This window comes from Streptomyces sp. DvalAA-14, assembly GCF_900091855.1.
GTDB lineage: Bacteria > Actinomycetota > Actinomycetes > Streptomycetales > Streptomycetaceae > Actinacidiphila.
The window spans coordinates 1-22,957 of sequence record NZ_FMCH01000199.1 but is presented as its reverse complement, the minus strand read 5'-3'; the positions used below and the strand labels follow the sequence as shown (position 1 = coordinate 22,957).

The following is a 22,957-nucleotide window of genomic DNA, read 5'->3' as shown; positions in this document are numbered from 1 at the left end:
GCGGGTGTACAGGGGGCTTCCCGGTCCGGGGCGACTTCGCCGGGACGGACCGCTACCGGGTGGTGAAGGCGCCGCCGTTGACGTGCAGGGTCTGGCCGGTGATGTGGCGGGCGCCCGGGGAGGCGAGGAAGGACACGGTCTCGGCGATGTCGTCGGGGGTGCCGGGGCGCTTGGTGTGGGTCTCCTGGACGAGGGAGCGGTGTCGCTCGTCGGTCATCCGGCCGCGGAAGAAGCCGGTGCCGGCGACGTAGCCGGCCGAGACGACGTTGCAGGTGATGCCCCGCGGGCCGAGTTCGGCGGACAGGGAAGCGTTCCAGGCGGCGAGGGCGGCTTTGGCGGCGCCGTAGGAACCGCCCCGGCGTTCGGCGCCGATCGAGCCGATGCTGACGACGGCGCTGCCCTCGGTGAGCAGGTCCTGGACCGAGGCGGTGGTCAGCACCGCGCCGAGCAGGTTCTGAGCGAGCGCTTCCTGCCACTGGCCGAGCAGTGCTTCCAGGGGTGCGGCGTCGGCGGGCGCCGGGTCGGGCAGGCCGCCGGCCGCGTTGACCAGTACGTCGAGACGCGGCCCGAGGCGGCGGCCGAGCGCCGCGACCTGGCCGGGGTCGGTGGCGTCGCACACGACACCGTGCACGCCCAGTTCCCCGGCGGTCCGCTCGACGCTGTCGGCGTGGCGGCCGGTGACGAAGACCTCGGCGCGGGCCGCCGGGCCGTCGCGGTCGGCGGCAAGACGGGCGGCGACGGCGCGGCCTATGCCGCTGGTGGCTCCGGTGACCAGCACGGTTCGGGGCATGGGTCCTCCTGCTCACGAGCTCACGGATGCTACGTTTAGACCTAAACATAGCGGAGGCGATCGGAGGGACCCGACGGTGGAGGAAGCCCGGAACGCCCAAGCGCGCGAGGCCCCCGACGACGACGGGCGGACCGGGGCCGTCCCCTCGGCGGCGCAGATCGCGGCGGCCTGGCGGCGGGAGCGGCCGGGCACCCCGACCGACTCGATCGAGATCGTCACGCCGATCTGGCGGCTGGCCAAGCTCTTCGCCGACGACCGCACCCGCGTGCTGCGCGCCGCCGGGATCGACGCGGCCACCTTGGACCTGCTCTCGGTGCTGCGCCGCTCCGGTCCGCCCTACGCCCTCAGCACGCGCCGGATCGCCCGGAGCACGCTGGTCACGGCGGGTGCGGTCTCCCAGCGCGTCGCCCGCGCCGAACGTGACGGCCTCGTCCGCCGGTCCGCCGGGAGCAGCGGCCGGCGGACGGTCCTGGTCTCGCTCACCCCTGCGGGGCACGCCCTCGTCGAGGACTCGGTGGACAGCGTGCTGGGTCGCGAGGCGTCCCTCGTGGAGGGTCTGTCCGGGGCGGAACGGACCGTGCTGGTGGGGTTGTTGGAGAAGTTGGACGGGGCGGTCCGGCGCAGACTCGATCCTTGAGCGCCGGGCGGCCCGGGCGGCGGGCGCCGGGTGCTCCGGGCTCCGGTGGTCGCTACTGCGCCGCGCCGCGGACCTCGGCGAAGCGGCCGCGGGCGCCGGTGCCGTCGGGGAGCAGCCACTGGGCGGTGACGTGGCCGACGGGGCCACCCTCGGATGCCCCGGAGTCCTCCGGGGAGAGCACCCGGGAGACGCGGACGACCAGCTGTCCGTCCGAGGCGGCGGGGGCGAGCACGAGCAGGTCCGTGCCGAGGGGGCCGTCGGTGACCGCGGTGAGTCCGGCCCCTTCCGCCGTCTGCCCGGCCTGCGCGGACCAGCCGACCACCGACGGGTCCGCGGTGTCGCTGACGCTCTGGGCCTGCGCTTCGGCCTCGCCGAGCACGAGGGCGAGCAACTGGGCCACCAGCACGGGGTCGTTGGCGCCGTCGTAGACCCAGCGCCGTCCCAGGACGCCGTGCTCGGTGGTGCCGATGAGAGCGTGGTCGGCGCCGTCGAGCGGGGCGTCCCGGTACGTGAGCGGTACGTGGTAGGTGACCGGCTCGGCCCCCGAGACGTCGCGTACGGCCATGAACTCGATCCCGACCGCGCCCGCCGGGTCGTCCAGCCGGAAGCCGCCCGCCTTGTCCAGTTGCGGCTCGCCCCCACCGCGGTACCAGGGCCGGGTCGGGAGCCACGGGGCCAGCAGGTCCAGCTTGCCGGGGTTCAGCGTGGTGTGGTGGATAACGGCCATGTCGCGGCCCTTTCGGTCGGGCGGTCCGGGCCACCAGGTCAGTGGTCACCGGTCATCCTGCCAGCCGCCGCGGCCGGGGCAGTGGTCACCGGTCATCCTGCCAGCCGCCGCGGCCGGGGCAGTTGCCGCCGGTCCGCGAAGGGGGAAAACCCGGCGCCGTACGGGCGGGCGGATGCCACACTGACGCCATGCTGGGGACCACGAACCTTCCCACGTACTTCGCCGGGCTGACCCTGATCGTGCTGCTGCCCGGCCCCAACTCCCTCTACGTGCTGTCGGTCGCCGCCCGCCGCGGGCCGCGGGTCGCCTACCGTGCCGCCGCCGGCGTGGTCTGCGGCGACCTGTCCTTGATGATTTTGTCGGCCGGCGGCGTCGCCTCCCTGCTCCAGGCCAGCCCGATCGCCTTCGACATCGTCAAGTTCGCCGGCGCCGGCTACCTCACCTGGCTCGCGGTCGGCATGCTCCGCGGCACCCGGCACCTGTGGCGCAACCGCACCGCCGCCCGCACCGTCGCCGCCGCCGACCCGTCGGCCGAGCCGGCGGAACGCCCATACCGCCGGGCCCTCGTGGTGAGCCTGTTCAACCCCAAGTCGGTGCTGTTCTTCGTCGCCTTCTTCGTGCAGTTCGTCGACCCGGCCTACCCGCACCCGGCGCTGTCCTTCCTGGTGCTGGGCGCCTGGGCCCAGCTCTTCAGCATCACCTACCTGTCCGCGCTCATCTTCACCGGCAGCTATCTGGCCAGCGCCTTCCGCCGCCGCCGGCGCCTGGCCGCCGGCCTCTCCGCCACCGCCGCCGCGGTCTTCCTCGCCTTCGCCGCCAAGCTCTCGCTGGCCGGGGCGGGTTAGGGCGGGTTGGGGCGTGCCGCGGGCACGCCGAGGGGCGGGCCGGGAGAAGCTCCCGGCCCGCCCCTCGGCGGATTCAGCGGGTCCAGCCGGTCCAGCCGGCTTCGCGCGTCAGCGCGGCGGGCTCAGTGGCCCGGGCCGTGGTCCTTCAGGCGGCGGAAGGACTCCTCGATCTCGGCTTCGGCCTCGGCGCGGCCGACCCAGTCGGCGCCCTCGACGGACTTGCCGGGCTCCAGGTCCTTGTAGACCTCGAAGAAGTGCTGGATCTCCAGCCGGTCGAACTCGCTGACGTGGTGGATGTCGCGAAGGTGCTCGACCCGGGGGTCGGACGCGGGGACGCAGAGGACCTTGTCGTCGCCGCCGGCCTCGTCCGTCATGCGGAACATGCCGATGGCGCGGCAGGTGATGAGGCAGCCGGGGAAGGTCGGCTCGTCCAGGATGACCAGCGCGTCGAGCGGGTCGCCGTCCTCGCCGAGGGTGTTCTCGACGAAGCCGTAGTCGGCCGGGTAGCTGGTCGAGGTGAAGAGCCTCCGGTCCAGGCGGATACGACCGGTCTCGTGGTCCACCTCGTACTTGTTCCGCGAACCCTTCGGGATCTCGATCGTGACGTCGAACTCCAAGGCCCTACTCCTCCATGAATCAGCGCTCAGTGCGGGTGATTAAGTGTCTCCCACGCTTAGGGGTGGTCGCGAAAGGGGCTGGTCGTCGGTGCCGCTCGGCAGGACATGGCAGGTCGTGGCCGGCTCGGCCGCGGTGGGTCTGGCGGTGGCTGCCGGTACGGTCGCCGCGGCGGGGCCGTGGGAGTCCGGCCAGCGTACGGCGGAACGCTCCTGGGCCGTCGCCCGGGACCGGCAGCTGGACCGGGCCGGCCCGCCCCGTCCCGAACGCCGCCCGCCGCCCCGCCCGCCGCGGCGCCCGTCCTGGTGCCGGTCCCGGTCGCCGGCGTCTCCGGCGCCGCCGGTGTCTCCGGACCGGCGGGCGCCACCGCTCCCGTCAGCCCGACCGCGGCCCGAACCCTGGCCGCCCGGCTCGACAAGCTCATCGCCGCGCCCGGCCTCGGCACCGTCCGGACCGGCGTCGTGGTGGACGTCGCCAGCGGGCGGCTGCTCTACAACCACCGGGCCACCGCCGTCTCCACGCCGGCCTCCACCACCAAGCTGGCCACCGCCGTGGCGGCGCTGAGCACTCTCGGGCCCGACCACCGGCTGACCACCGACGTGGTCACCAGCGCCACCGACCCCGGCCGGATCGTACTGGTCGGCGGCGGCGACCCCACCCTCGTCCTCGACGGCCTCGCCGACGACACCGCCACCGCGCTGAAGGCGCGCGGAACGACCCGCGTCACCCTCGCGTACGACACCTCCTTCTTCGCCGGGCCCGCGCTCCACCCGATCGGGCCCAACGACAACCTCGCGCCGGTGACCGGGCTGATGGTGCGCGAGGGCCGGCTGGACCGCAGCAGCAGCGGCCCGGCGCCGCGGGCGGCCGACCCGGCCCGCGCGGCGGCGGTCGCTTTCGCGCAGCTGCTCGCCAAGCGCGGCATCACCGTCGGGGGAGCGCCGCAGCCGGGCAGCGGCGCCGGGGGTGTGCGGCTGGCGGCGCACGGCTCGGCGCCGCTGTCCGACCTGGTGGAGCAGATGCTGACCAACAGCGACAACGACCTGGCCGAGGCACTGGCCCGGCAGGCGGCCCGCGCTCTCGGCCTGCCCGCGAACTTCGCCGGCGGTGCGCGGGCGATCCGTACCGTGCTGACCCGCGACGCGGTCCCGCTGGGCGGCGCGGTCTTCACCGACGGCAGCGGCCTGAACCGCGCGGACCGCCTGTCCCCGCTCACGCTGAGCCGGATCCTCGCGCTGGCCGCCTCCCCGGCCCGTCCGGAGCTGCGGCCGATCATCACCGGGCTGCCCGTCGCCGCCTTCACCGGCACCCTCGGCGCCCGCTTCCGCGCCACCCCGGGGGCCGGCCTCGTCCACGCCAAGACCGGCACCCTGACCGGGACCAACACCATCGCCGGGACCACCGTCACCCCCGCCGGGCGGCTGCTCGCCTTCGCCTTCATGACCCAGGACGCCGACGACCCGGCCGCCGCCCAGATGGACCTGGACGCCTTGGCCTCCGCGCTGATGACCTGAGGGCTGGCCCACGGCCCGGCCTTCTCGCGTGGCCGCTGGCCGACCGCCCGCCTCGTCGGAACCGCCTGAATTACGGGCCCGGAGCCGCCCGATGACGTGGGAGGAACCCCTAAAGGCGGAGCGGCAACGTACCGTGAATACATGACGAGCATCGGTGGAAGCGAGATGGTCGACTGGAACCTCGCCGTGGCGACCGCACAGCGGCTGACACGGCCGGGGCCTGAGGTGAGCCGGGACGAGGCCCGGGCGATCGTGGCTGAGCTGCGGGAACACGCCCAGGCGTCCGAGACCCACGTCAGGGCGTTCACCCGGATGTTCGGGGACGCGGAACCCAGCCCGCACGGGACACCTGTGCTGATCGTGGACCGGCCCGGGTGGGTGAAGGCGAACGTGGCCGGATTCCGCGAGGTGATGAAGCCCCTGCTCGGCAAGATGCAGGCCCGAAGGCCGGGCGGGGCGAGCGGGCTGGTGCTGGGGACGGTCGGCGGCAAGGTGACCGGCGTCGAGGTCGGGATGCTGCTGAGCTTCCTGTCCTCCCGGGTGCTCGGCCAGTACGAGACCTTCGCGCCGCCCACCCGGGAGCTGCCGGCCGGGCCGGTGAAGCTCGGACCGGGACAGGCCAAAGCGGGCCGGCTGCTGCTGGTCGCGCCCAACATCGTCCACGTCGAGCGGGAACTCGACGTGGACCCGCACGACTTCCGGCTGTGGGTGTGCCTGCACGAGGAGACGCACCGCACCCAGTTCTCCGCCGTGCCGTGGCTGCGCGACCACATCGAGGGCGAGATCCAGTCCTTCCTCGGCGAGACCGAACTGGATCCGTCGACGGTGATCGAGCGGGTCCGGGAGGCCGTGCAGTCCTTCGCCGGCGGCGGGAACGCGAACGCCGACGGCGAGGCGGACGACGGCCGCAGCCTGGTGGACCTGGTGCAGACGCCGACCCAGCGGGAGATCCTCGCCCGGATGACGGCGGTGATGTCGCTGCTCGAAGGCCACGCGGACTACGTGATGGACGGCGTCGGGCCGCAGGTGGTGGGCACCGTGGCCGAGATCCGGGAGAAGTTCACCCAGCGCCGGGCCAGCGGCGCCGGCCGGCTCGACCAGGCGCTGCGCAAGCTGCTGGGCCTGGACGCGAAGATGCGCCAGTACCGGGACGGCGAGCGCTTCGTCCGGGCGGTGGTGGACGAGGTCGGCATGGACGGCTTCAACCGGGTGTGGACCTCGCCGAACACGCTGCCGACCAAGGCGGAGATCGCCAAGCCCGCGGAATGGGTCACCCGGGTGCACAACCGGGGCGAGTGAGGCCGGCGCGTTCCCGATCGGTGGCCGCCGGAGACGACCGGCGGCCACACCGCACTCATGAGCGGGCCGGAGCGGGCCCGAGCGGGTCCCGGCAAGGCGGCGCCGGCCCGCGGAGCCGCAGGAGGTCGCCCCGGAGCCCGTCCGGGACCCGTCCGGGACCCGTCCGGAGCCCGTCCGGACCCGCCGACGCTGTCGATGCCGTCGAAGCCATGGCCAAAGCCCGCCCCCCTCGGCGTGGGATGACCACAGAAAGCGACCGTCTGACAACCGGTTCACCCGTCCGAGGGACCGTAGACGTGGGGTGTCGCGTGCGATGCTCGGGTAATGGCCGGTCTTCTGTCACCATCTGAATACCCTGCGTCACCCACCCTGCTCGTCCCGCCCACTGCCCCGCTCAGCGAAACCCCTCACCACCTCCCCTGGAGGGAACCGGACATGGGACCCCACCCCACGGTCGCGGCGATACGCCTGGCGGTCCGTCGCGTCCTGCACGACGTGCTCACCGCGTCCCCCGACCCACAACCTCTCGTGCTCGCCGCGTGCAGTGGCGGAGCCGACTCCATGGCGCTCGCCGCGGCCCTCGCGTTCGAGGCGCCCCGGCTCGGCGTGCGCGCCGGCGCCGTCACGGTCGACCACGGCCTGCAGGACGGTTCGGCCGGCCGCGCCGTCGAGGTCGCCGACCGGCTGCGCGGGCTCGGCCTGGACCCGGTGGACGCGGTCGGCGTGACCGTGGGCCGCCAGGGCGGGCCGGAGGCCGCCGCCCGGGATGCCCGCTACGCCGCGCTGGACACCACCGCCGAGCGCCGCGGCGCCGCGGCGATCCTGCTCGGCCACACCCGCGACGACCAGGCCGAAACGGTGCTGCTGGGCCTGGCCCGCGGCTCCGGCACCCGTTCGCTGTCCGGCATGGCGGCGATCTCGGGCGCCAATGGCCGCTACCGCCGGCCCTTCCTGCTGCTCGACCGCGACACCGTGCGGCAGGGCTGCCTGGCCCAGGGCATCGACGTGTGGGAGGACCCGCACAACCACGACCCCGCCTACACCCGCTCCCGGGTCCGGCACGAAGCGCTGCCGGTCCTGGAGAAGTCCCTCGGCAAGGGGGTGGTCGAGGCGCTGGCCCGTACCGCCCAGCTGTCCCGGGACGACGCCGACGCGCTCGACCAGTGGGCGGCCGACGCCCAGGGCGAGGCGGCCGGCGAGGACGGCAGCCTGGACGTCCTGCGGCTGTACGGGCTGCCCCCGGCCGTCCGCCGCCGGGTGTTGCGCCGGTGCGCCATCGCGGCAGGTTCCCCGCCGGGCTTCCTCTTCGCCCGGCACATCGAGGAGGTGGACCGCCTGGTCACGGCGTGGCGGGGGCAGAAAGCGCTCAACTTGCCGGGCGGCGTCACCGTCCTCAGGGCGAATGGCAGACTGTTCTTCTCGCCGTCGTAGACCTGAGGATGTACCGCGTGTGAACGAGAACGACATGGGCGCCGATCTGGAAAAGGTGCTCATCTCCAAGGCAGAGATCGACGCGAAGCTCACCGAGCTGGCCGCCGAGATCGACCGGGACTACGCGGGCAAGGACCTGCTGATCGTCGGGGTGCTCAAGGGTGCCGTCATGGTGATGGCGGACCTGGCCCGCGCCCTGTCCAGCGAGGTCACGATGGACTGGATGGCGGTGTCGTCCTACGGTGCCGGCACCAAGTCCTCCGGGGTGGTCCGTATCCTCAAGGACCTGGACACCGACATCGCCGGGCGGGACGTGCTGATCGTCGAGGACATCATCGACTCCGGGCTGACCCTCTCCTGGCTCATCAGCAATCTCGGCTCGCGCGGCCCCGCCTCGCTGGAGGTGTGCACCCTGCTGCGCAAGCCGGAGGCGGCCAAGGTCCGGATCGACGTCAAATACACCGGTTTCGTCATCCCCAACGAATTCGTTGTCGGATACGGGCTGGACTACGCCGAGAAGTACCGCAACCTGCCGTTCGTCGGCACCCTGGCACCCCATGTGTACGGCGGCTGAGGGCCGGATGCCGCCCCTCGCCGGGCGGGGCGGGAACCCCGACCGGTTTCCCGCCGTTGGAGCAGGGGAAAGCGGGATTGTTAACGGTCGGCGGCAACCTCGGGTCACAATGCTGGGGTACCGTCCGAAGGTCGGGTCAATACAACACCGGATGCACGCGGCGCCATCAAACGCCGGTGCCTCACTGTGGCAGGAGGGACGGGGCGACATCGCCCCGCATGGATGGACGTGAAGCGCTATTTCCGTGGGCCAGTTATGTGGATCGTGCTGGCTGTCCTCGCCGTGGTCGTGCTGATGCAGGTCGTCGGGTCCGGCGGCGGCTTCAAAACGGTGGACACCGGCGCGGTACTGCACGCAATCGATACCAATCAGGCCAAATCCGCCCAGCTGACGACCGGAGACGACAACTCCATCAAGGTCCAGCTCCGGAACGGCATCAAGATCGAGGGCAGCAGCAAGGTCAGGGCCAGCTACATCGGCAACCAGGGCTCGGACATCGCCCGGAACCTGCAGAACATCGTGGACGGCAAGGTCCGCGGCGTCTCGCTGCCGGACAAGTACACCGTCTCCCAGTCGAAGCAGAACGCCTTCGTCGGCATCCTGCTGTCGCTGCTGCCGTTCGTGCTCATCGTGGTGGTCTTCCTCTTCCTGATGAACCAGATGCAGGGCGGCGGTTCGCGCGTCATGCAGTTCGGGAAGTCCAAGGCGAAACTGATCACCAAGGACACCCCCAAGACCACGTTCGCCGACGTGGCCGGCTGCGACGAGGCGGTGGAGGAGCTCCAGGAGATCAAGGAGTTCCTGCAGGAACCCGCCAAGTTCCAGGCCGTCGGGGCGAAGATCCCCAAGGGCGTCCTGCTCTACGGCCGCCCGGGTACCGGCAAGACGCTGCTCGCCCGTGCTGTCGCGGGTGAGGCCGGCGTGCCGTTCTACTCGATCTCCGGTTCCGACTTCGTCGAGATGTTCGTCGGTGTCGGTGCCTCCCGGGTCCGTGACCTGTTCGAGCAGGCCAAGGCGAACGCCCCGGCGATCGTCTTCGTCGACGAGATCGACGCTGTCGGCCGGCACCGCGGCGCGGGTCTCGGCGGCGGCCACGACGAGCGCGAGCAGACGCTGAACCAGCTGCTCGTCGAGATGGACGGCTTCGATGTGAAGGGCGGCGTGATCCTGATCGCCGCCACCAACCGGCCGGACATCCTGGACCCGGCGCTGCTGCGCCCGGGCCGCTTCGACCGCCAGATCGCGGTGGACCCGCCGGACCTGCAGGGGCGCCTGGAGATCCTCAATGTGCACCTGAAGGGCAAGCCGGTCGCGCCGGACGTCGACATGATGGCCGTCGCCCGCCGGACCCCCGGCTTCACCGGCGCCGACCTGAGCAACGTGCTCAACGAGGCGGCGCTGCTGACCGCCCGGAGCAACAAGAAGGTCATCGACAACGGCACGCTGGACGAGGCCATCGACCGTGTGGTGGCCGGCCCGCAGAAGCGCACCCGGATCATGTCGGACAAGGAGAAGAAGATCACCGCGTACCACGAGGGCGGACACGCCCTGGTCGCGGCGGCTTCCCCCAACTCCGACCCGGTGCACAAGGTGACGATCCTGTCCCGCGGCCGCGCCCTGGGTTACACCATGGTGCTGCCCGACGAGGACAAGTACTCCACCACGCGCAACGAGATGCTCGACCAGCTCGCGTACATGATGGGCGGCCGGGCCGCGGAGGAACTCGTCTTCCACGACCCGACCACCGGCGCCTCGAACGACATCGAGAAGGCCACCGCCACCGCTCGCGCCATGGTCACGCAGTACGGCATGACCGAGCGGCTCGGCGCGATCAAGTTCGGCTCGGAGAACTCGGAGCCGTTCCTGGGCCGTGAGATGGGTCACCAGCGCGACTACTCGGAAGAGGTCGCCGGGCTGGTCGACGAAGAGGTCAAGAAGCTCATCGAGACCGCGCACAACGAGGCCTGGGAGATCCTGGTCGAGAACCGGGACGTCCTGGACAACCTGGTGCTGGCCCTGCTCGACCGGGAGACGCTCAACAAGGAGGAGATCGCCGAGGTCTTCGCCCCGATCGTCAAGCGTCCGCCGCGTCCGGCCTGGACCGGCTCCGCCCGGCGCTCCCCGTCGACCCGGCCGCCGGTGCTCTCGCCGCGTGAGCTGGCGCTGACCAACGGCGCCCAGCCCGCCAACGGCAACGGCCCGGTGTCCACCACCAAGCCGGCCAAGCCCACCGAGCCGGTGGACCTGCCGCCGGAGGACCGTCCGGAGAGCTGAGCAGCACTGTTCCACCGCATGCCCGGGAAGGTCCGGAATGCGTACTGCGGCCCCAGGGTTCTAGCCTCTGGGGCCGCAGCCACGTCCTGGGACCGCGGCGGCCCCGGACGCCAGAATCCCGGGCCGGCACAAGGAACGAGGCACTCATGATCGATCCCGTGACACTCGACGGTGAGAGCACCATCGGGGAGTTCGACGAGAAGCGGGCCGAGGCCGCGATCCGGGAACTGCTGATAGCCGTCGGTGAGGACCCGGAGCGCGACGGACTGCGCGAGACCCCGGCGCGGGTGGCCCGCGCCTACCGGGAGATCTTCTCCGGACTGCGCCAGGAGCCGGAGGACGTGCTGACCACCACCTTCGACATCGGGCACGACGAGATGGTGCTGGTGAAGGACATCGAGGTGATGTCGTCCTGCGAGCACCACCTGGTGCCCTTCGTCGGGGTCGCCCACGTGGGCTACATCCCCTCCACCAGCGGCAAGATCACCGGGCTGTCCAAGCTGGCCCGCCTGGTGGACGTCTACGCCCGCCGTCCGCAGGTGCAGGAGCGGCTCACCACCCAGATCGCCGACGCCCTGATGCGCATCCTGGAGCCGCGCGGGGTGATCGTGGTGATCGAGTGCGAGCACATGTGCATGACGATGCGCGGGGTCCGCAAGCCCGGCGCGAAGACCATCACCTCCGCGGTGCGCGGTCAGCTGCTCAACCCGACGACCCGCGCCGAGGCGATGAGCCTGATCATCGGACGCGGCTGATCCGGGTCGCCTGTCCGGGGACGGCCTGCCCGGGGACGACCCGGCCGGGTGCGGTCGGCCCGGCTTTCGCCGGCCCCGGCGCGTCCGGGACCAGGTGCGCGGCCAGCCAGCGCAGCGACGCCGGTATCTCCCGGGCCCAGGTGGTGAAGTTGTGGCCGCCGGTCGGCAGGATGATCGAGGACACCCGGGTCGGCCCCTTCACCAGGCCGATGAACCGCAGGGTCGACCGGTAGTTGTGCTCCCCGTGCCGGCTGCTGGTCACCAGCAGGCTCACCGGCGGCCGCCTCAGGTGCCGCAGCCGCCAGTCCAGGTCGTTGGCCCGCCGTACCGCCGCGCTGCCGCCGAACAGATCACCCGTGGTCGGGTCCTCGGGGGCCGCGTAGTCCGCGGACAGGCCCACGGCCGCGCTGTACGACCGGGGGTCCTGCAGGGCCAGCTTGAGGGCGCAGTAGCCCCCGGTGGAGTCCCCGATGATCCCCCAGCTGCGGGCGCCGGCCCCGACCCGGTAGTGGGCCAGGACGGCCGTGCGCAGGTCCCGGGCGAAGAAGGTCTCGGTCTGCGGCCCGCGCGGCACGTTCACGCACTCGGTGTCGCGCGGCGGCACCACCGTCGGGCGCAGCATCACCAGCACCATCGGCTGCTCCTGCCCCCGGCGGACCTGCTCGGCGGCGATCGCCGGGTACCGCATCCGCTGGTAGAGGGCCCGGGCGACCCCCGGGTAGCCGGTGAGCACCACCGCGGCCGGGAAGGTCCGCCGCGGCTCGCGGAAGTACTCCGGCGGCAGGTAGACGTAGGCCGTGGCGGAGATCCCGGACACGCCGCCGCCCAGCGTCACCCGCTGCAGCTCGCCGCCGACCCGGGCGACGCTGCCGCCCGGCACGTTGACCACCAGCCGGGCGTCCACCCGCAGTTGCCGCGCCGCGCCGCCCGTGGCATCGTCCACCACGACCCCCGGCGTCGTCTCCCGGCCGAACAGATCGGCCCAGGAGGCGTAGAAACCGAAGCTGTAGTTGGCGGCCAGACCGAGGGCGGCGATCATCGCCAGCTGGGTGGCGGCGAGTATCGCGACCCGGCCGAGTACCGGACCCACCCCGCGCCGGGCCAGCCGCGGCCACAGCCACACGGTCGCGCCGAACAGCAGCAGGGCCAGCACGACGACCAGCAGGACGATCTTTTTACTGGTGAGACCCATGGCGGCAGGTGTACTTTCCGTCTCGCGCCCCGACGCGCCCGACCGGAAGGGAACCCGGAGAGGCAGGTCCTCGTCCTACAGGGCGCACATATTCGTACCGGAGCAGATTGCGGGTCGCCTCCCGTGGTTCCCGGTGATGCTGGGGTTTGGTGACCCATGTCTGCACAGGTAGAGGGCGAAAGCCCCGGCCGGGTTCCGCGACCCGGCCCGGTCCGGCGACGGCGGCTGCCCCGCTCCACGGCCGTGCCGAAGATCATCGGTACCGCGGCGGCGGTGATCGGACTGCTCGACGTGGTGTCGGCGGTGTTCCCGGCGTTCCGCAACGGGCGGATGCACGCCCTGGCCGCGGTCTTCCCCGGCACCGTCAGCTCACTGGCCGCCGCCACCTCCGTGGTCAGCGGCATACTGCTGCTGATGCTGGCCCACGGCCTGAAGCGCGGCAAGCAGCGGGCCTGGTGGGCGGCGGTGTCGCTGCTGCCGGTGGCCGCGGCCTCGCAGGTGGCCTACCGGCACTCCTTCTTCGGGGCGGCGGTGTCGCTGGCCCTGCTGGCGCTGCTGATCAAGCACCGCACGCAGTTCACCGCGCTGTCCGACCCGCGCACCCGCTGGCGGGCCGCGGTCAACTTCTTCGGCCTCAGCGCCCTCGCCTTCTGCCTCGGCCTGATCATCACCAGCGCCCACCCGCGGTCCGAGACCGGCAACCCCGGCTTCACCGACCGCTGCCGGCACGTCCTGTACGGCCTGTTCGGCTTCGAGGGTCCGGTGCACTACACCAGCGAACGGGTCGGCGACGTCGTCGGCTACTCGCTCGGCGGCCTCGGCCTGCTCATCGCCTGCTCCACCGCCTACCTGCTGCTGCGCCCCGCCCGGCCGGTCGCCGAACTCAGCGCCGAGGACGAGATCCGGCTGCGGACCCTGCTGGCCCGGCACGGCGCCCGCGACTCGCTCGGGCACTTCGCGCTGCGCCGCGACAAGTCGGTGGTGTTCTCGCCCAGCGGCAAGGCGGCCGTCTGCTACCGGGTGGTGTCCGGCGTGGCCCTGGCCAGTGGCGACCCGATCGGCGACGTGGAGGCCTGGCCCGGCGCCATCGACCGCTTCGTCGCGCTGGCCCGCGCCCACGCCTGGCTGCCCGCCGTGGTCGGCTGCAGCGAGACCGGCGGCGAGGTGTGGACCCGCGAGACCGGCCTGGACGCCCTGGAACTCGGGGACGAGGCCATCGTGGACACCGGGTCCTTCACGCTGGAGGGCCGCGCGATGCGCAATGTGCGGCAGATGGCCAAGCGGATCGAGCGGTCCGGATACGTGTGCCGGGTGCGCCGGGTGCGGGAGCTGTCCGAGCCGGAGAAGCAGCAGGTCCGGCTGGCCGCCGACGCCTGGCGCGGCACCGACACCGAACGCGGCTTCTCGATGGCGCTGGGCCGCTTCGGCGAGCAGGCCGACGGCGACTGCGTCGTCGTCACCGCGCACAAGGAGCGCGAGGAGGGCGACGCGCACCCCGAGCTCGGCGATCTGCGCGCCGTGCTGCACTTCGTGCCCTGGGGAGCCGACGGGATGTCCCTGGAGCTGATGCGGCGCGACCGCGGCGCCGACCCCGGGCTCAACGAACTGCTGATCGTCGCCGCCCTCCAGCAGGCGCCGGACCTGGGCGTGGCCCGGGTGTCGCTGAACTTCGCGATGTTCCGCTCCGCGCTGGCCCGCGGCGAGCGGATCGGCGCCGGCCCGGTGCTGCGCGGCTGGCGCGGCCTGCTGGTCTTCTTGTCCCGCTGGTTCCAGATCGAGTCGCTGTACAAGTTCAACGCGAAATTCCAGCCCGAGTGGGTGCCGCGCTTCCTGGTCTTCCCCAACTCCCGGGACCTGCCGCGGATCGGCTTCGCGATCATGCAGGCGGAAGGCTTCGTCACCTTGTCCCTGCCGCTGCCCGACGCCCTCCAGCGCTTCCTGCCGGGACGCGCCGGACGGCTCGCGCACCACAAGCCGTGCGGTTACGCGGCCGAAACCGGTTCGACCGGCGCCACCCCGGACCCGCGCACGAAAAGCGTGGTCGCCTGACCCGTACGCTGGGCGCATGGTTACGTCCAGGAGTACGTCACAGGGCCGGACCGGCCCGCTCGGGCTGCCGGAGTGGGACCGCTGCGCGGTCATGGGCGTGGTGAACGTCACTCCTGACTCGTTCTCCGACGGCGGTCGCTGGTTCGACCCCGAGCTGGCCGTCAAGCACGGCCTGGACCTGGTGGCGCAGGGCGCCGACCTGGTGGACGTGGGCGGCGAGTCCACCCGGCCCGGCGCGAAACGGGTGGACGAGGCCGAGGAACTGCGCCGGGTGGTCCCGGTGGTGCGCGAGCTCGCCGCCGCCGGCGTACTGGTCAGCGTCGACACCATGCGCGCCTCGGTGGCCGAGCAGGCGGTGGCCGGCGGTGCCCGGCTGGTCAACGACGTCAGCGGCGGCCTCGCCGACCCGGCCATGATCCCGGTGGTCGCCGCCGCCGCGGTGCCCTTCGTCCTCATGCACTGGCGCGGCCAGAGCATCGACATGAACAACCGGGCGGTCTACGACGACGTCCTCGCCGAGGTCCGCACCGAACTGCGCAGCGGCCTGCGCCGGGCGCTGGACGGCGGGATGGACCCGGCGCGGATCGTGCTCGACCCGGGCCTGGGCTTCGCCAAGACCGCCGGGCACGACCTGACGCTGCTCGCCCACCTCGCCGAGCTGCGCGAACTGGGCCGCCCGCTGCTGGTCGCCGCCTCCCGCAAACGCTTCCTCGGCCGCATCCTGGCCGCGGAGGCCGGCGACCCGCCCCCGGCCAGGGAGCGCGACGCGGCCAGCGCCGCCGTCACCGCCATCGCCGCCCGCGAGGGCGCCTGGGCGGTCCGGGTGCACGAGGTGCGCGCCAGCGCGGACGCGGTCCGCGTGGCCCGCGCCATCGAGGCCGCCGCGTGACGCCGCGGACCGCCGAGGGCCGCGCCGCCGAGCGCGCCAACCAGTCGTTCTACGACGCGGTGGAGAACTCGGACCTGGACGCGCTGGAAGCGGTGGTGCTGACCGGGCCGCTCGCCGAGTCGGTCACCGTGGTGCACCCCGGCTGGCCGGTGCTGCGCGGCCGCCGCGAGGTGATGCGCTCCTACGCGCTGATCATGGCCAACACCGAGTACATCCAGTTCTTCCTGACCGATGTCGAGGTCGCGGTCGACGGCGACACCGCGCTGGTCACCTGCACCGAGAACATCCTGACCGGCGGCCCCGCCGAGGAGGACGGCTCGGCCGGCTCCCTGGTCGGCGGCCTGGTGGTGGCCACCAATGTCTTCCGCCGGACCCCCGAGGGCTGGCGGCTGTGGGTCCACCACGGCTCGCCGGTGCTCGCCGACGAGGAGGACGGCGAGGAGCCGGAGGGGCCCGAGGACGCACCGGGCGGCCTGGACGGGCTGGGCGGCGGCCCGGCCACGGACACGGAGGACTGAGCCGATGGACCGGGTGACCCTGCGCGGACTGCGCGTCCGCGGCCACCACGGGGTGTTCGCGCACGAGCGGGAGGACGGCCAGACCTTCGTCGTCGACCTCGCCCTCGGCCTGGACACCGCGCCCGCGGCGGCCGGTGACGACCTCACCAGGACGGTGCATTACGGTGTGCTGGCCGAGCAGGTCGCCGCTGTCGTCGCGGGCGCGCCCGTCGATCTCATCGAGACCCTGGCCCAGCGCATCGCCGACGCCTGCCTGGAGCATCACCTGGTCCAGGAGGTGGAGGTGACCGTGCACAAACCGGAAGCCCCCATCACCGTGCCCTTCGACGACGTGACCGTGACCATCACCCGGAGACGCCCGTGACCGCGGACAAGCCCGCGTACCCCGGCTGGAACGGCCGCATCGACGGCGATCGTCCCACCGGGGACCCCACCGTCCAGCCCGTACCCGAAGCCGTGGTGGCCCGGGTCGACGCGGCCGACACCACGCTGAGCAACCCCAAGACCGCCGTGATCGCCCTCGGCAGCAACATCGGCAACCGCCTGGAGACGATGCAGGGCGCCATCGACGCGCTGGAGGACACCCCCGGCGTCCGGGTCCGCGCCGTCTCGCCGGTCTACGAGACCGACCCGTGGGGCGTCCAGGCCGGCACCCAGCCCCGCTACTTCAACGCGATCCTGCTGGTCCGCACCACGCTGCCGCCGGACGCGCTGCTGGAACGCGGCCACGCGATCGAGGAGGCGTACCACCGGGTCCGCACCGAGCGCTGGGGCCCGCGCACCATCGACGTCGACATCGTCGCCTACCAGGGCGTGCGCTCGGACGACCCGATACTGACGCTGCCGCACCCCAGGGCCCACGAACGCGCCTTCGTCCTCGTACCCTGGCAGGACGTGGATCCGGCCGCGGAGCTGCCCGGCCACGGTCCGGTGGCCGAACTGATCGCGGCCGTCGACACCTCGGGGGTACGGCACCGGTCCGACGTGGAACTCCGACTGCCCGAGTAAACGTTGATACGGAGCGGTACAGGGCGAGGACGAGCACACAAGGTGGAGGCGGGCACTCGGTGAGGACGCTGCGGATCAGGACATTGGCGGGGGTCTTCGCCGTCGCTTTGGTGCTCTCGTGGTCGGTCGCCCATCTGTGGGACACCTTCGGGACACTGCCCGGAGTGCCGGTGGCCGCGCCGATCGTCCTGGCGCTGATCGCCGTCTCGCTCTACGCCACCGGGCTGTCCCTGCGCTCCCGGCTGCGCGCGCAGCGGGAGCGCCGCCCCGGCGCCAAGGGCGTCGACCCGTTGGCCGCGGCCCGTTCGGTGGTCTTCGGCCAGGCCAGCGCCCTGGTCGCGGCGCTGGTGGCGGGGCTTTACGGCGGCGCCGGCGTCTACCTGGCCATGTACAAGCTCGACATGGACCCGCGCCGCGAGCAGGCGATCTACGCCGGCCTCACCGTGCTCGCCGCGGTCGGCGTCATCGCGACGGCGCTGTTCCTGGAGCGGGTCTGCAAGCTGCCCGAGGACGAGGACCCGCCGAAGATGCCGGTGCGCCAGCACCAGCGGTGACCCTGGGGCAAGGGTGGTTCCGGCTTGACCACCGAGCCTTTGGCGTGATTCAGTCCGTAGCGTGAAGGGCATCGGCTTGCGGCTGCACCGGAGGGTCCATCTGGACCTGCTCCGGTACGCCGGCTGCGTGTGTACGGCCGCGCGCTGACGCGCGCCTCCGGCCCGCCGTTCACCTTCGCGTCCGCTCACCTGCTGTGAGCCGTGTGTCGACGCGATCTCTCCCCGGGGTGCTCCCATGACGACGCCGACCGCCGCTTCCACCGCTGGCCCCACCACCGCTGCTCCCACCGTTTCCCCCACCGCGCCCACCGCCGCCGACCTGCTGGACTTCGCCCGCAAGGTGGCCGCCGACCACGCCCTGGTCGGGGAACTCCCGCTCGACCCCGAAGGCCGCACCTGGGTACGCCTGGAAGGCCCCGGCGGCGCCGAGGCGTGGCTCATCGGCTGGCCACCGGGCGCCGAGACCGGCTGGCACGACCACGGCGGCTCCTACGGCGTCTTCGTGACCGCGGCCGGCGAACTCACCGAGTCGTCCCTGGCCGTACCGCTGCCCACCGAGGGCTGGCGCTCCCTGGAACTGGCCGAGGACCTGGACCGCGAACGCATCCTCCCGGAGGGCGCCGGCCGCGCGTTCGGCCGCTCCCACGTCCACCAGGTCGAGAACCGCTCCCCGACCGGCCACGCCGTCTCCGTGCACGCCTACTACCCGCCCCTGCCGCTGATCCGGCGCTACAGCCGCAAGGGCAGCACCCTGCGGCTGGAACTGGTGGAAAAGCCCGAGGAGTGGTGATGCCGTCCATCGAGCGGCAACTGGCCGCGATACGGGCGGGGCTGAGCCGGCTCGGCCCCGCCCAGGCCGCCGCGGCCGCCTCGGACGGCGCGCTGCTGGTGGACATCCGCTACGCCGCGCTGCGCGACCGCGACGGCACCATCCCGGGCGCCGTCATCGTCGAGCGCAACGAACTCGAATGGCGCCTGGACCCGCTCAGCCCGCACCGGGTCCCGCAGGCGGTCGGCCACGACCTGCCGGTGATCGTGATCTGCAACGAGGGGTACGCCTCCTCGCTGGCCGCGGTCTCCCTCCAGTCCCTCGGCCTGCACCGGGCCACCGACCTCGACGGCGGCTTCCAGGCCTGGCGGGAGGCCGGACTGCCCGTGACACCGCCGGACGGCCGGCCGACCGTCCCGACGGCGCACATAGGGCAGCAGGGCCCTTAGCCCGGCTCCGGACCTCTTCTCTCCGGACCTTTTCTCGGGCCCTTGTCTCTCGGGGGGCCGGCTTCCTAGCCCACCGACTCGATGGTGACCGCCGCCCGCTCCAGCCCGGCGGAATCCGCGTCGATGGAGCGCCGCAGCGCCTCGTGCAGCCGCGCCGGGGTGAGGACGCCCATGAAGCGGGCGCCGTCCACCACCGCGATCCAGCCGGCGTCGTACTGCAGCATCGCCGCGAACGCCTGCTTCAGCGGGGCGCCCACCGGCACCCACGCCTCCATCCGCCGGGCGTGCTCGCGGACGGAGCCGCCCTTGGCCAGTGCCAGCGCCTCCGCCGGCACCCAGCCGTGCAGTTCGCCCCGGGCGTCCAGCACCACCGCCCAGCGGGCGTCCTCCTCGCGCAGCCGGGCCGCCGCGGCGGCCACCGGGTCGTCGAGCCGGACGGTCGGCGGCTGCTCCAGGTCGGTCGGCTCGATCGAGGTGACCGACAGCCGCTTCAGGCCGCGGTCGGAGCCGACGAACTCGGCCACGTACGGCGTCGCGGGAGCGCCCAGCACGGTCGCCGGGGTGTCGAACTGCTCGATGCGGCCGGTGCCGTAGACCGCTATCCGGTCACCGAGACGAACCGCCTCCTCGATGTCGTGCGTGACGAAGAGCACCGTCTTGCGCACCCGCTCCTGGAGGTTGAGGAACTCGGTCTGCAACCGCTCGCGCACCACCGGGTCCACCGCGCCGAACGGCTCGTCCATCAGCAGCACCGGCGGATCGGCGGCCAGCGCCCGGGCCACGCCCACCCGCTGCTGCTGACCGCCGGAGAGCTGATCCGGATAACGCGAACCGAACGTCCGGGGATCGAGACCGACCAAGTCCAGGAGTTCCGCGGCGCGTTCCCGGGCCGCGGCCTTCTTCCAGCCCAGCAGAGCCGGCACGGTGGCGGTGTTCTCCAGGATCGTCTTGTGCGGGAACAACCCGACCTGCTGGATGACATAACCGATCCGGCGGCGCAGCTTTACCGGTTCGATACCGGCCACGTCCTCGCCGTCCAGATATATGCGCCCGGAAGTCGGTTCGATCAGACGGTTCACCATCTTCATGGTGGTGGTCTTGCCGCAGCCCGACGGGCCGACCAGCGTGACCAGTTCACCCGCCTTGACCTCGAACGACAGGTCGTCCACCGCGGTGGTGCCGTCGGGGTAGCGCTTGCTGACGTTCTCGAATCGGATCATGGGTCCTCAACTGTCGGGCTGATCTCTGCACTCACCGTACCCGCCGTACCCGCCGAACTCCGCTGATCGAATATGGCGGCAATGTTGCAGGTGTATGGCGCGTGTCTCGATTGTCACTCCCCAACGATAGGCTCATCCGAGATCGGCCGAGGCATACCCGCGGCACACCCGGGGAGGTGGTGACACATGGCATCCGAGAACTGCATGGTGGCGAACGACTGGATATGCGGGGAATATCTGCGCAGCTACCGACCGGAACTCACCGACGCCGTGATCCAGCACATCTGGATCACCGCGGCGTCGGTCGCGATCGGCCTGCTGGTGGCCTTCCCGCTGGCCCTGGTCGCCCGCCGCTGGCGGCTGCTGGCCGGCCCGGTGCTGGCGGTCACCACCGTCTTGTACACGGTGCCGTCGCTGGCCATGTTCTCGTTGCTGCTGCCGGTGTTCGGCATCTCGCCGTCACTGGTGGTGACGGGCCTGGTGCTGTACTCGCTGACCATCCTCGTCCGCAACATCCTGGCCGGCCTGGCCGCGGTGCCCGAGGACGTACGGGAGGCGGCCCGCGCGATGGGATACGGCCCCACCCGGCAGCTGTTCGCGGTGGAGCTGCCGCTGGCGCTGCCCGCGGTGATGGCCGGCCTGCGGATCGCCACCGTCTCCACGGTCGCGCTGACCACGGTCGGCGCGATCATCGACTACGGCGGGCTGGGCAATCTGCTGCTGGACGGCATCAACCGGAACTTCAAGGCCCAGGTGCTCGCGGCGTCCGTGCTCTGCGTGCTGATCGCGCTGGTCGCCGACGGGCTGCTGCTCGGGCTGCAATGGCTGATCACCCCCTGGACGCATCGCGGCCGGGGCCGGGCCGGCCGACCCGCCGGCCCGGTCACGCCCGTCGAGGCCGGCGCGGGCGCCGACGGTCTCGACGCCGAGACGGAGAAGGCGGCGGCGGCATGAACGCGGTCAGCGGGGCCTGGCACTGGCTCACCACCGAGGCCAACTGGTCCGGCTCCGACGGGGTGCTGCACCGGCTGTCGGAGCATCTGTACTTCAGCGGCGTCTCGCTCGGCATCGCGCTGGTGCTGGCCCTGCCGGGGGCCGTCGTCCTCGGCCACTACGGCAAGGGCGGCGCGGTGGCCGTCAACATCTCCAACATCGGCCGGGCCATCCCCACCTTCGCGGTGCTGACCTTGCTGCTGGTGGCGATCGGCTCCGGCAGCGACTGGCCGGTGATCGTCGCGCTGGTGCTGTTCGCGGTGCCGCCGCTGGTCACCAACGCCTATGTGGGCGTGCGGGAAGCGGACCGGGCCGTGGTCGAGGCGGCCCGCGGCATGGGGATGACCGACCGCCAACTGCTGTTCCGGATCGAATTGCCGCTCGCCTTCCCGCTGATCTGGACGGGGGTGCGGTCCGCCGCCGTCCAGGTGGTCGCCACCGCCACGCTCGCCGCGATGGCGGGCTTCGGCGGCCTGGGCCGCATCATCACGGCCGGCTTCAACCGGCAGATCACCGCGCAGGTGGTGGCGGGCGCGGTGCTGGTCGCCGTCCTCGCCCTGCTGGTGGAGGGCGTCTTCCTCGTCCTGGAGCGGCTGCTCGACCCGATGCGGCGGCGCGATCGCCCCGGCGGCGGCCTTTCGTCCCAACTGTCTGATGTGTCTGATGTATCCGATGTGTCTGGAGTGCTGAACCCATGAACGGACGTGTACGCGTCGCCGGTACGGCCCTCGCCGCCGCCCTGTTGCTGACGGGCGCGGCCGGCTGCGGCGGCAAGAGCCTGGAGAAGAAGGGCGCCGACGACTCGCCCTCCTCGGCGGGAGCCGGCGGCGGCAAAGGCAGCCTGGTGATCGGTTCGGCCGGCTTCACCGAGAGCGCGGTACTGGCCGAGCTGTACTCCCAGCTGCTCTCGAACGCCGGCTACCACACCTCGGTGCGGACGGTCGCCAACCGCGAGCTCTACGAACCCGCCCTGCAAAAGGGCCAGATCGACGTGGTGCCCGAGTACGCGGCCACCCTGGCGGAATTCCTCAACGCGAAGGTGAACGGCGCCGCGCAGGCCGCCAAGAAGCCGGTCGCCTCCGGCGACGTGAACTCCACCGTGGCCGCCCTGACCAAGCTGGCCACGCCGCTCGGCCTGAAGGTGCTGCCCGCCGGCCAGGCGGTGGACCAGAACGCTTTCGCGGTCACCAAGGACTTCGCCGCCAAGAACCACCTGAAGACGCTTTCCGACCTCGGCGCGTCCAAGGTCAAGGTCACCTTGGCCGCGGGCGACGAATGCCCCGACCGGCCGTTCTGCGAGCCCGGTCTGAAGAACACCTACGGCATCGACGTCAAGGGAATCGACCCCAAGGGCGTGGGAACCCCGCAGTCCAAGCAGGCGGTCAAGGACGGCACCGACCAGCTGGTGCTGACCACCACCACGGACGCCACCTTGGGCCAGTACAACCTGGTGCTGCTCACCGACGACAAGCACCTGCAGAACGCGGACAACGTTCTGCCGGTCGTCAACGCCCAGCACGCCGGCGACCCGGCCGTCGCCACCGCCCTCAACAAACTGACCGCGGTCCTCACCACCGCCGACCTCACCACCCTGAACGCAAAGGTCGACAGCGAACGCCTCAAGCCGGCCGACGTAGCCTCCTCCTACCTCAAGTCCAAGGGCCTGACCCCCTAGCCGGTAAGGCTGCGCCGCGAGCAGGGTGAACCGGACCCCAGGGGCGCGCGGGGCGGCTGCGCCGCGGGGAGGGGAACCGGGCCCGAGGGGCGCGGGGAACTGCGCACCCCCGCCAGGGGTAGGGCTGCGCCCCGGGGAGGGGGAACCGGGCCCAGGGGCGCGGGGAACTGCGCACCCCCG

Annotated in this window: 24 protein-coding genes; 19 read left to right on the top strand and 5 right to left on the bottom strand. The window is 72.3% G+C overall.

What is annotated here, in order from left to right; all coding sequences use genetic code 11:
• Window positions 1-52 precede the first annotated feature (52 nt).
• Window positions 53-790, bottom strand: coding sequence for an SDR family NAD(P)-dependent oxidoreductase (locus tag GA0115240_RS10080; RefSeq protein ID WP_093736323.1), 738 nt, complete (start codon window positions 788-790; stop codon window positions 53-55).
• A gap of 76 nt (window positions 791-866) precedes the next feature.
• Between GA0115240_RS10080 and GA0115240_RS10075 the strand changes: the two genes are divergently transcribed.
• Window positions 867-1,427, top strand: a complete 561-nt coding sequence (locus GA0115240_RS10075; protein WP_370673311.1) for a MarR family winged helix-turn-helix transcriptional regulator — start codon at window positions 867-869, stop codon at window positions 1,425-1,427.
• Between the two features lie 52 nt (window positions 1,428-1,479).
• On the opposite strand, the gene GA0115240_RS10070 is transcribed toward GA0115240_RS10075, so the two are convergent.
• Complete coding sequence (locus tag GA0115240_RS10070) at window positions 1,480-2,154, bottom strand: maltokinase N-terminal cap-like domain-containing protein (RefSeq protein WP_093736322.1); 675 nt, start codon at window positions 2,152-2,154, stop codon at window positions 1,480-1,482.
• 188 nt (window positions 2,155-2,342) lie between these two features.
• Here GA0115240_RS10070 and leuE point away from each other — a divergent pair, with 188 nt between their 5' ends.
• Window positions 2,343-2,999, top strand: a complete 657-nt coding sequence (gene leuE / locus GA0115240_RS10065) for a leucine efflux protein LeuE (RefSeq protein WP_093736321.1) — start codon at window positions 2,343-2,345, stop codon at window positions 2,997-2,999.
• A gap of 122 nt (window positions 3,000-3,121) precedes the next feature.
• On the opposite strand, the gene GA0115240_RS10060 is transcribed toward leuE, so the two are convergent.
• Window positions 3,122-3,616 (bottom strand): inorganic diphosphatase, encoded by a 495-nt coding sequence (locus GA0115240_RS10060; RefSeq protein WP_093736320.1) that lies wholly within the window; start codon window positions 3,614-3,616, stop codon window positions 3,122-3,124.
• A gap of 303 nt (window positions 3,617-3,919) precedes the next feature.
• Here GA0115240_RS10060 and dacB point away from each other — a divergent pair, with 303 nt between their 5' ends.
• The 6 genes from dacB (at window position 3,920) to folE (ending at window position 11,461) form a co-directional block, all read left to right on the top strand.
• The gene (dacB, locus tag GA0115240_RS10055; RefSeq protein WP_256069638.1) at window positions 3,920-5,128 is read left to right on the top strand and encodes a D-alanyl-D-alanine carboxypeptidase/D-alanyl-D-alanine endopeptidase; all 1,209 of its coding nucleotides are present in this window, start codon (window positions 3,920-3,922) and stop codon (window positions 5,126-5,128) included.
• Between the two features lie 141 nt (window positions 5,129-5,269).
• Window positions 5,270-6,427 (top strand): zinc-dependent metalloprotease, encoded by a 1,158-nt coding sequence (locus GA0115240_RS10050; protein WP_093736319.1) that lies wholly within the window; start codon window positions 5,270-5,272, stop codon window positions 6,425-6,427.
• Window positions 6,428-6,862: 435 nt separating this feature from the next.
• Window positions 6,863-7,858, top strand: coding sequence for a tRNA lysidine(34) synthetase TilS (tilS, locus tag GA0115240_RS10045; protein WP_093736318.1), 996 nt, complete (start codon window positions 6,863-6,865; stop codon window positions 7,856-7,858).
• 34 nt (window positions 7,859-7,892) lie between these two features.
• The gene (gene hpt / locus GA0115240_RS10040) at window positions 7,893-8,432 is read left to right on the top strand and encodes a hypoxanthine phosphoribosyltransferase (protein WP_093736332.1); all 540 of its coding nucleotides are present in this window, start codon (window positions 7,893-7,895) and stop codon (window positions 8,430-8,432) included.
• 222 nt (window positions 8,433-8,654) lie between these two features.
• The gene (ftsH, locus tag GA0115240_RS10035; protein WP_093736317.1) at window positions 8,655-10,706 is read left to right on the top strand and encodes an ATP-dependent zinc metalloprotease FtsH; all 2,052 of its coding nucleotides are present in this window, start codon (window positions 8,655-8,657) and stop codon (window positions 10,704-10,706) included.
• A gap of 146 nt (window positions 10,707-10,852) precedes the next feature.
• Complete coding sequence (gene folE / locus GA0115240_RS10030; protein ID WP_093736316.1) at window positions 10,853-11,461, top strand: GTP cyclohydrolase I FolE; 609 nt, start codon at window positions 10,853-10,855, stop codon at window positions 11,459-11,461.
• Here the strand turns inward: folE and GA0115240_RS10025 are convergent.
• A complete protein-coding gene (locus GA0115240_RS10025; RefSeq protein ID WP_093736315.1) occupies window positions 11,445-12,653 on the bottom strand; it encodes an alpha/beta hydrolase in 1,209 nt (402 codons plus the stop codon). The two genes, folE and GA0115240_RS10025, sit on opposite strands and share 17 nt — an antisense overlap.
• Window positions 12,654-12,809: 156 nt before the next feature.
• Here GA0115240_RS10025 and GA0115240_RS10020 point away from each other — a divergent pair, with 156 nt between their 5' ends.
• The 8 genes from GA0115240_RS10020 (at window position 12,810) to GA0115240_RS09985 (ending at window position 18,889) form a co-directional block, all read left to right on the top strand.
• On the top strand, window positions 12,810-14,702 hold the full coding sequence (locus GA0115240_RS10020; protein WP_093736314.1) for a phosphatidylglycerol lysyltransferase domain-containing protein: 1,893 nt from the start codon (window positions 12,810-12,812) through the stop codon (window positions 14,700-14,702).
• Window positions 14,703-14,718: 16 nt separating this feature from the next.
• The gene (gene folP, locus GA0115240_RS10015; protein ID WP_093736313.1) at window positions 14,719-15,591 is read left to right on the top strand and encodes a dihydropteroate synthase; all 873 of its coding nucleotides are present in this window, start codon (window positions 14,719-14,721) and stop codon (window positions 15,589-15,591) included.
• A complete protein-coding gene (locus GA0115240_RS10010; protein ID WP_093736312.1) occupies window positions 15,588-16,109 on the top strand; it encodes a nuclear transport factor 2 family protein in 522 nt (173 codons plus the stop codon). Before folP ends, GA0115240_RS10010 begins: the two co-directional genes overlap by 4 nt.
• 4 nt (window positions 16,110-16,113) lie before the next feature.
• Window positions 16,114-16,473 carry a dihydroneopterin aldolase gene (gene folB, locus GA0115240_RS10005; protein ID WP_093736311.1) on the top strand — a complete coding sequence of 120 codons (360 nt, stop codon included), beginning with the start codon at window positions 16,114-16,116 and terminating at the stop codon, window positions 16,471-16,473.
• A 38-nt stretch (window positions 16,474-16,511) separates the two neighbouring features.
• Entirely contained in the window at window positions 16,512-17,117 is a 606-nt protein-coding gene (gene folK / locus GA0115240_RS10000; protein ID WP_370673312.1) for a 2-amino-4-hydroxy-6-hydroxymethyldihydropteridine diphosphokinase, read from the top strand.
• Between the two features lie 59 nt (window positions 17,118-17,176).
• On the top strand, window positions 17,177-17,671 hold the full coding sequence (locus GA0115240_RS09995) for a DUF3180 domain-containing protein (RefSeq protein WP_093736309.1): 495 nt from the start codon (window positions 17,177-17,179) through the stop codon (window positions 17,669-17,671).
• Window positions 17,672-17,906: 235 nt separating this feature from the next.
• Window positions 17,907-18,461 (top strand): cysteine dioxygenase, encoded by a 555-nt coding sequence (locus GA0115240_RS09990; RefSeq protein WP_093736308.1) that lies wholly within the window; start codon window positions 17,907-17,909, stop codon window positions 18,459-18,461.
• A complete protein-coding gene (locus tag GA0115240_RS09985; RefSeq protein WP_093736307.1) occupies window positions 18,461-18,889 on the top strand; it encodes a rhodanese-like domain-containing protein in 429 nt (142 codons plus the stop codon). The genes GA0115240_RS09990 and GA0115240_RS09985 overlap by 1 nt, the downstream gene beginning before the upstream one ends.
• 65 nt (window positions 18,890-18,954) lie before the next feature.
• Here the strand turns inward: GA0115240_RS09985 and GA0115240_RS09980 are convergent, their stop codons facing one another.
• A complete protein-coding gene (locus GA0115240_RS09980) occupies window positions 18,955-20,109 on the bottom strand; it encodes an ABC transporter ATP-binding protein (RefSeq protein WP_093736306.1) in 1,155 nt (384 codons plus the stop codon).
• 186 nt (window positions 20,110-20,295) lie between these two features.
• Between GA0115240_RS09980 and GA0115240_RS09975 the strand changes: the two genes are divergently transcribed.
• From GA0115240_RS09975 to GA0115240_RS09965, 3 genes are read left to right on the top strand one after another with little or no spacing between them, the layout of a single operon-like run.
• On the top strand, window positions 20,296-21,063 hold the full coding sequence (locus tag GA0115240_RS09975) for an ABC transporter permease (RefSeq protein WP_093736305.1): 768 nt from the start codon (window positions 20,296-20,298) through the stop codon (window positions 21,061-21,063).
• Window positions 21,060-21,800, top strand: a complete 741-nt coding sequence (locus GA0115240_RS09970; RefSeq protein WP_093736304.1) for an ABC transporter permease — start codon at window positions 21,060-21,062, stop codon at window positions 21,798-21,800. Before GA0115240_RS09975 ends, GA0115240_RS09970 begins: the two co-directional genes overlap by 4 nt.
• Window positions 21,797-22,777: an ABC transporter substrate-binding protein gene (locus GA0115240_RS09965; protein ID WP_093736303.1), complete on the top strand. Its 981-nt coding sequence runs from the start codon at window positions 21,797-21,799 to the stop codon at window positions 22,775-22,777. Before GA0115240_RS09970 ends, GA0115240_RS09965 begins: the two co-directional genes overlap by 4 nt.
• The last annotated feature ends 180 nt before the right edge of the window (window positions 22,778-22,957 follow it).

Coding starts and splice junctions, on each gene's coding strand:
- folP (WP_093736313.1), top strand. CDS start 14,719: ATGGTTACGTCCAGGAGTACGTCACAGGGCCGGACCGGCCCGCTCGGG.
- ftsH (WP_093736317.1), top strand. CDS start 8,655: ATGGACGTGAAGCGCTATTTCCGTGGGCCAGTTATGTGGATCGTGCTG.
- GA0115240_RS10020 (WP_093736314.1), top strand. CDS start 12,810: ATGTCTGCACAGGTAGAGGGCGAAAGCCCCGGCCGGGTTCCGCGACCC.
- GA0115240_RS09990 (WP_093736308.1), top strand. CDS start 17,907: ATGACGACGCCGACCGCCGCTTCCACCGCTGGCCCCACCACCGCTGCT.
- GA0115240_RS10080 (WP_093736323.1), bottom strand. CDS start 790: ATGCCCCGAACCGTGCTGGTCACCGGAGCCACCAGCGGCATAGGCCGC.
- tilS (WP_093736318.1), top strand. CDS start 6,863: ATGGGACCCCACCCCACGGTCGCGGCGATACGCCTGGCGGTCCGTCGC.
- GA0115240_RS09965 (WP_093736303.1), top strand. CDS start 21,797: ATGAACGGACGTGTACGCGTCGCCGGTACGGCCCTCGCCGCCGCCCTG.
- GA0115240_RS09975 (WP_093736305.1), top strand. CDS start 20,296: ATGGCATCCGAGAACTGCATGGTGGCGAACGACTGGATATGCGGGGAA.
- GA0115240_RS09985 (WP_093736307.1), top strand. CDS start 18,461: ATGCCGTCCATCGAGCGGCAACTGGCCGCGATACGGGCGGGGCTGAGC.
- folE (WP_093736316.1), top strand. CDS start 10,853: ATGATCGATCCCGTGACACTCGACGGTGAGAGCACCATCGGGGAGTTC.
- GA0115240_RS09970 (WP_093736304.1), top strand. CDS start 21,060: ATGAACGCGGTCAGCGGGGCCTGGCACTGGCTCACCACCGAGGCCAAC.
- folB (WP_093736311.1), top strand. CDS start 16,114: ATGGACCGGGTGACCCTGCGCGGACTGCGCGTCCGCGGCCACCACGGG.
- GA0115240_RS09980 (WP_093736306.1), bottom strand. CDS start 20,109: ATGATCCGATTCGAGAACGTCAGCAAGCGCTACCCCGACGGCACCACC.
- GA0115240_RS10025 (WP_093736315.1), bottom strand. CDS start 12,653: ATGGGTCTCACCAGTAAAAAGATCGTCCTGCTGGTCGTCGTGCTGGCC.
- GA0115240_RS10050 (WP_093736319.1), top strand. CDS start 5,270: ATGACGAGCATCGGTGGAAGCGAGATGGTCGACTGGAACCTCGCCGTG.
- hpt (WP_093736332.1), top strand. CDS start 7,893: ATGGGCGCCGATCTGGAAAAGGTGCTCATCTCCAAGGCAGAGATCGAC.
- GA0115240_RS10070 (WP_093736322.1), bottom strand. CDS start 2,154: ATGGCCGTTATCCACCACACCACGCTGAACCCCGGCAAGCTGGACCTG.
- leuE (WP_093736321.1), top strand. CDS start 2,343: ATGCTGGGGACCACGAACCTTCCCACGTACTTCGCCGGGCTGACCCTG.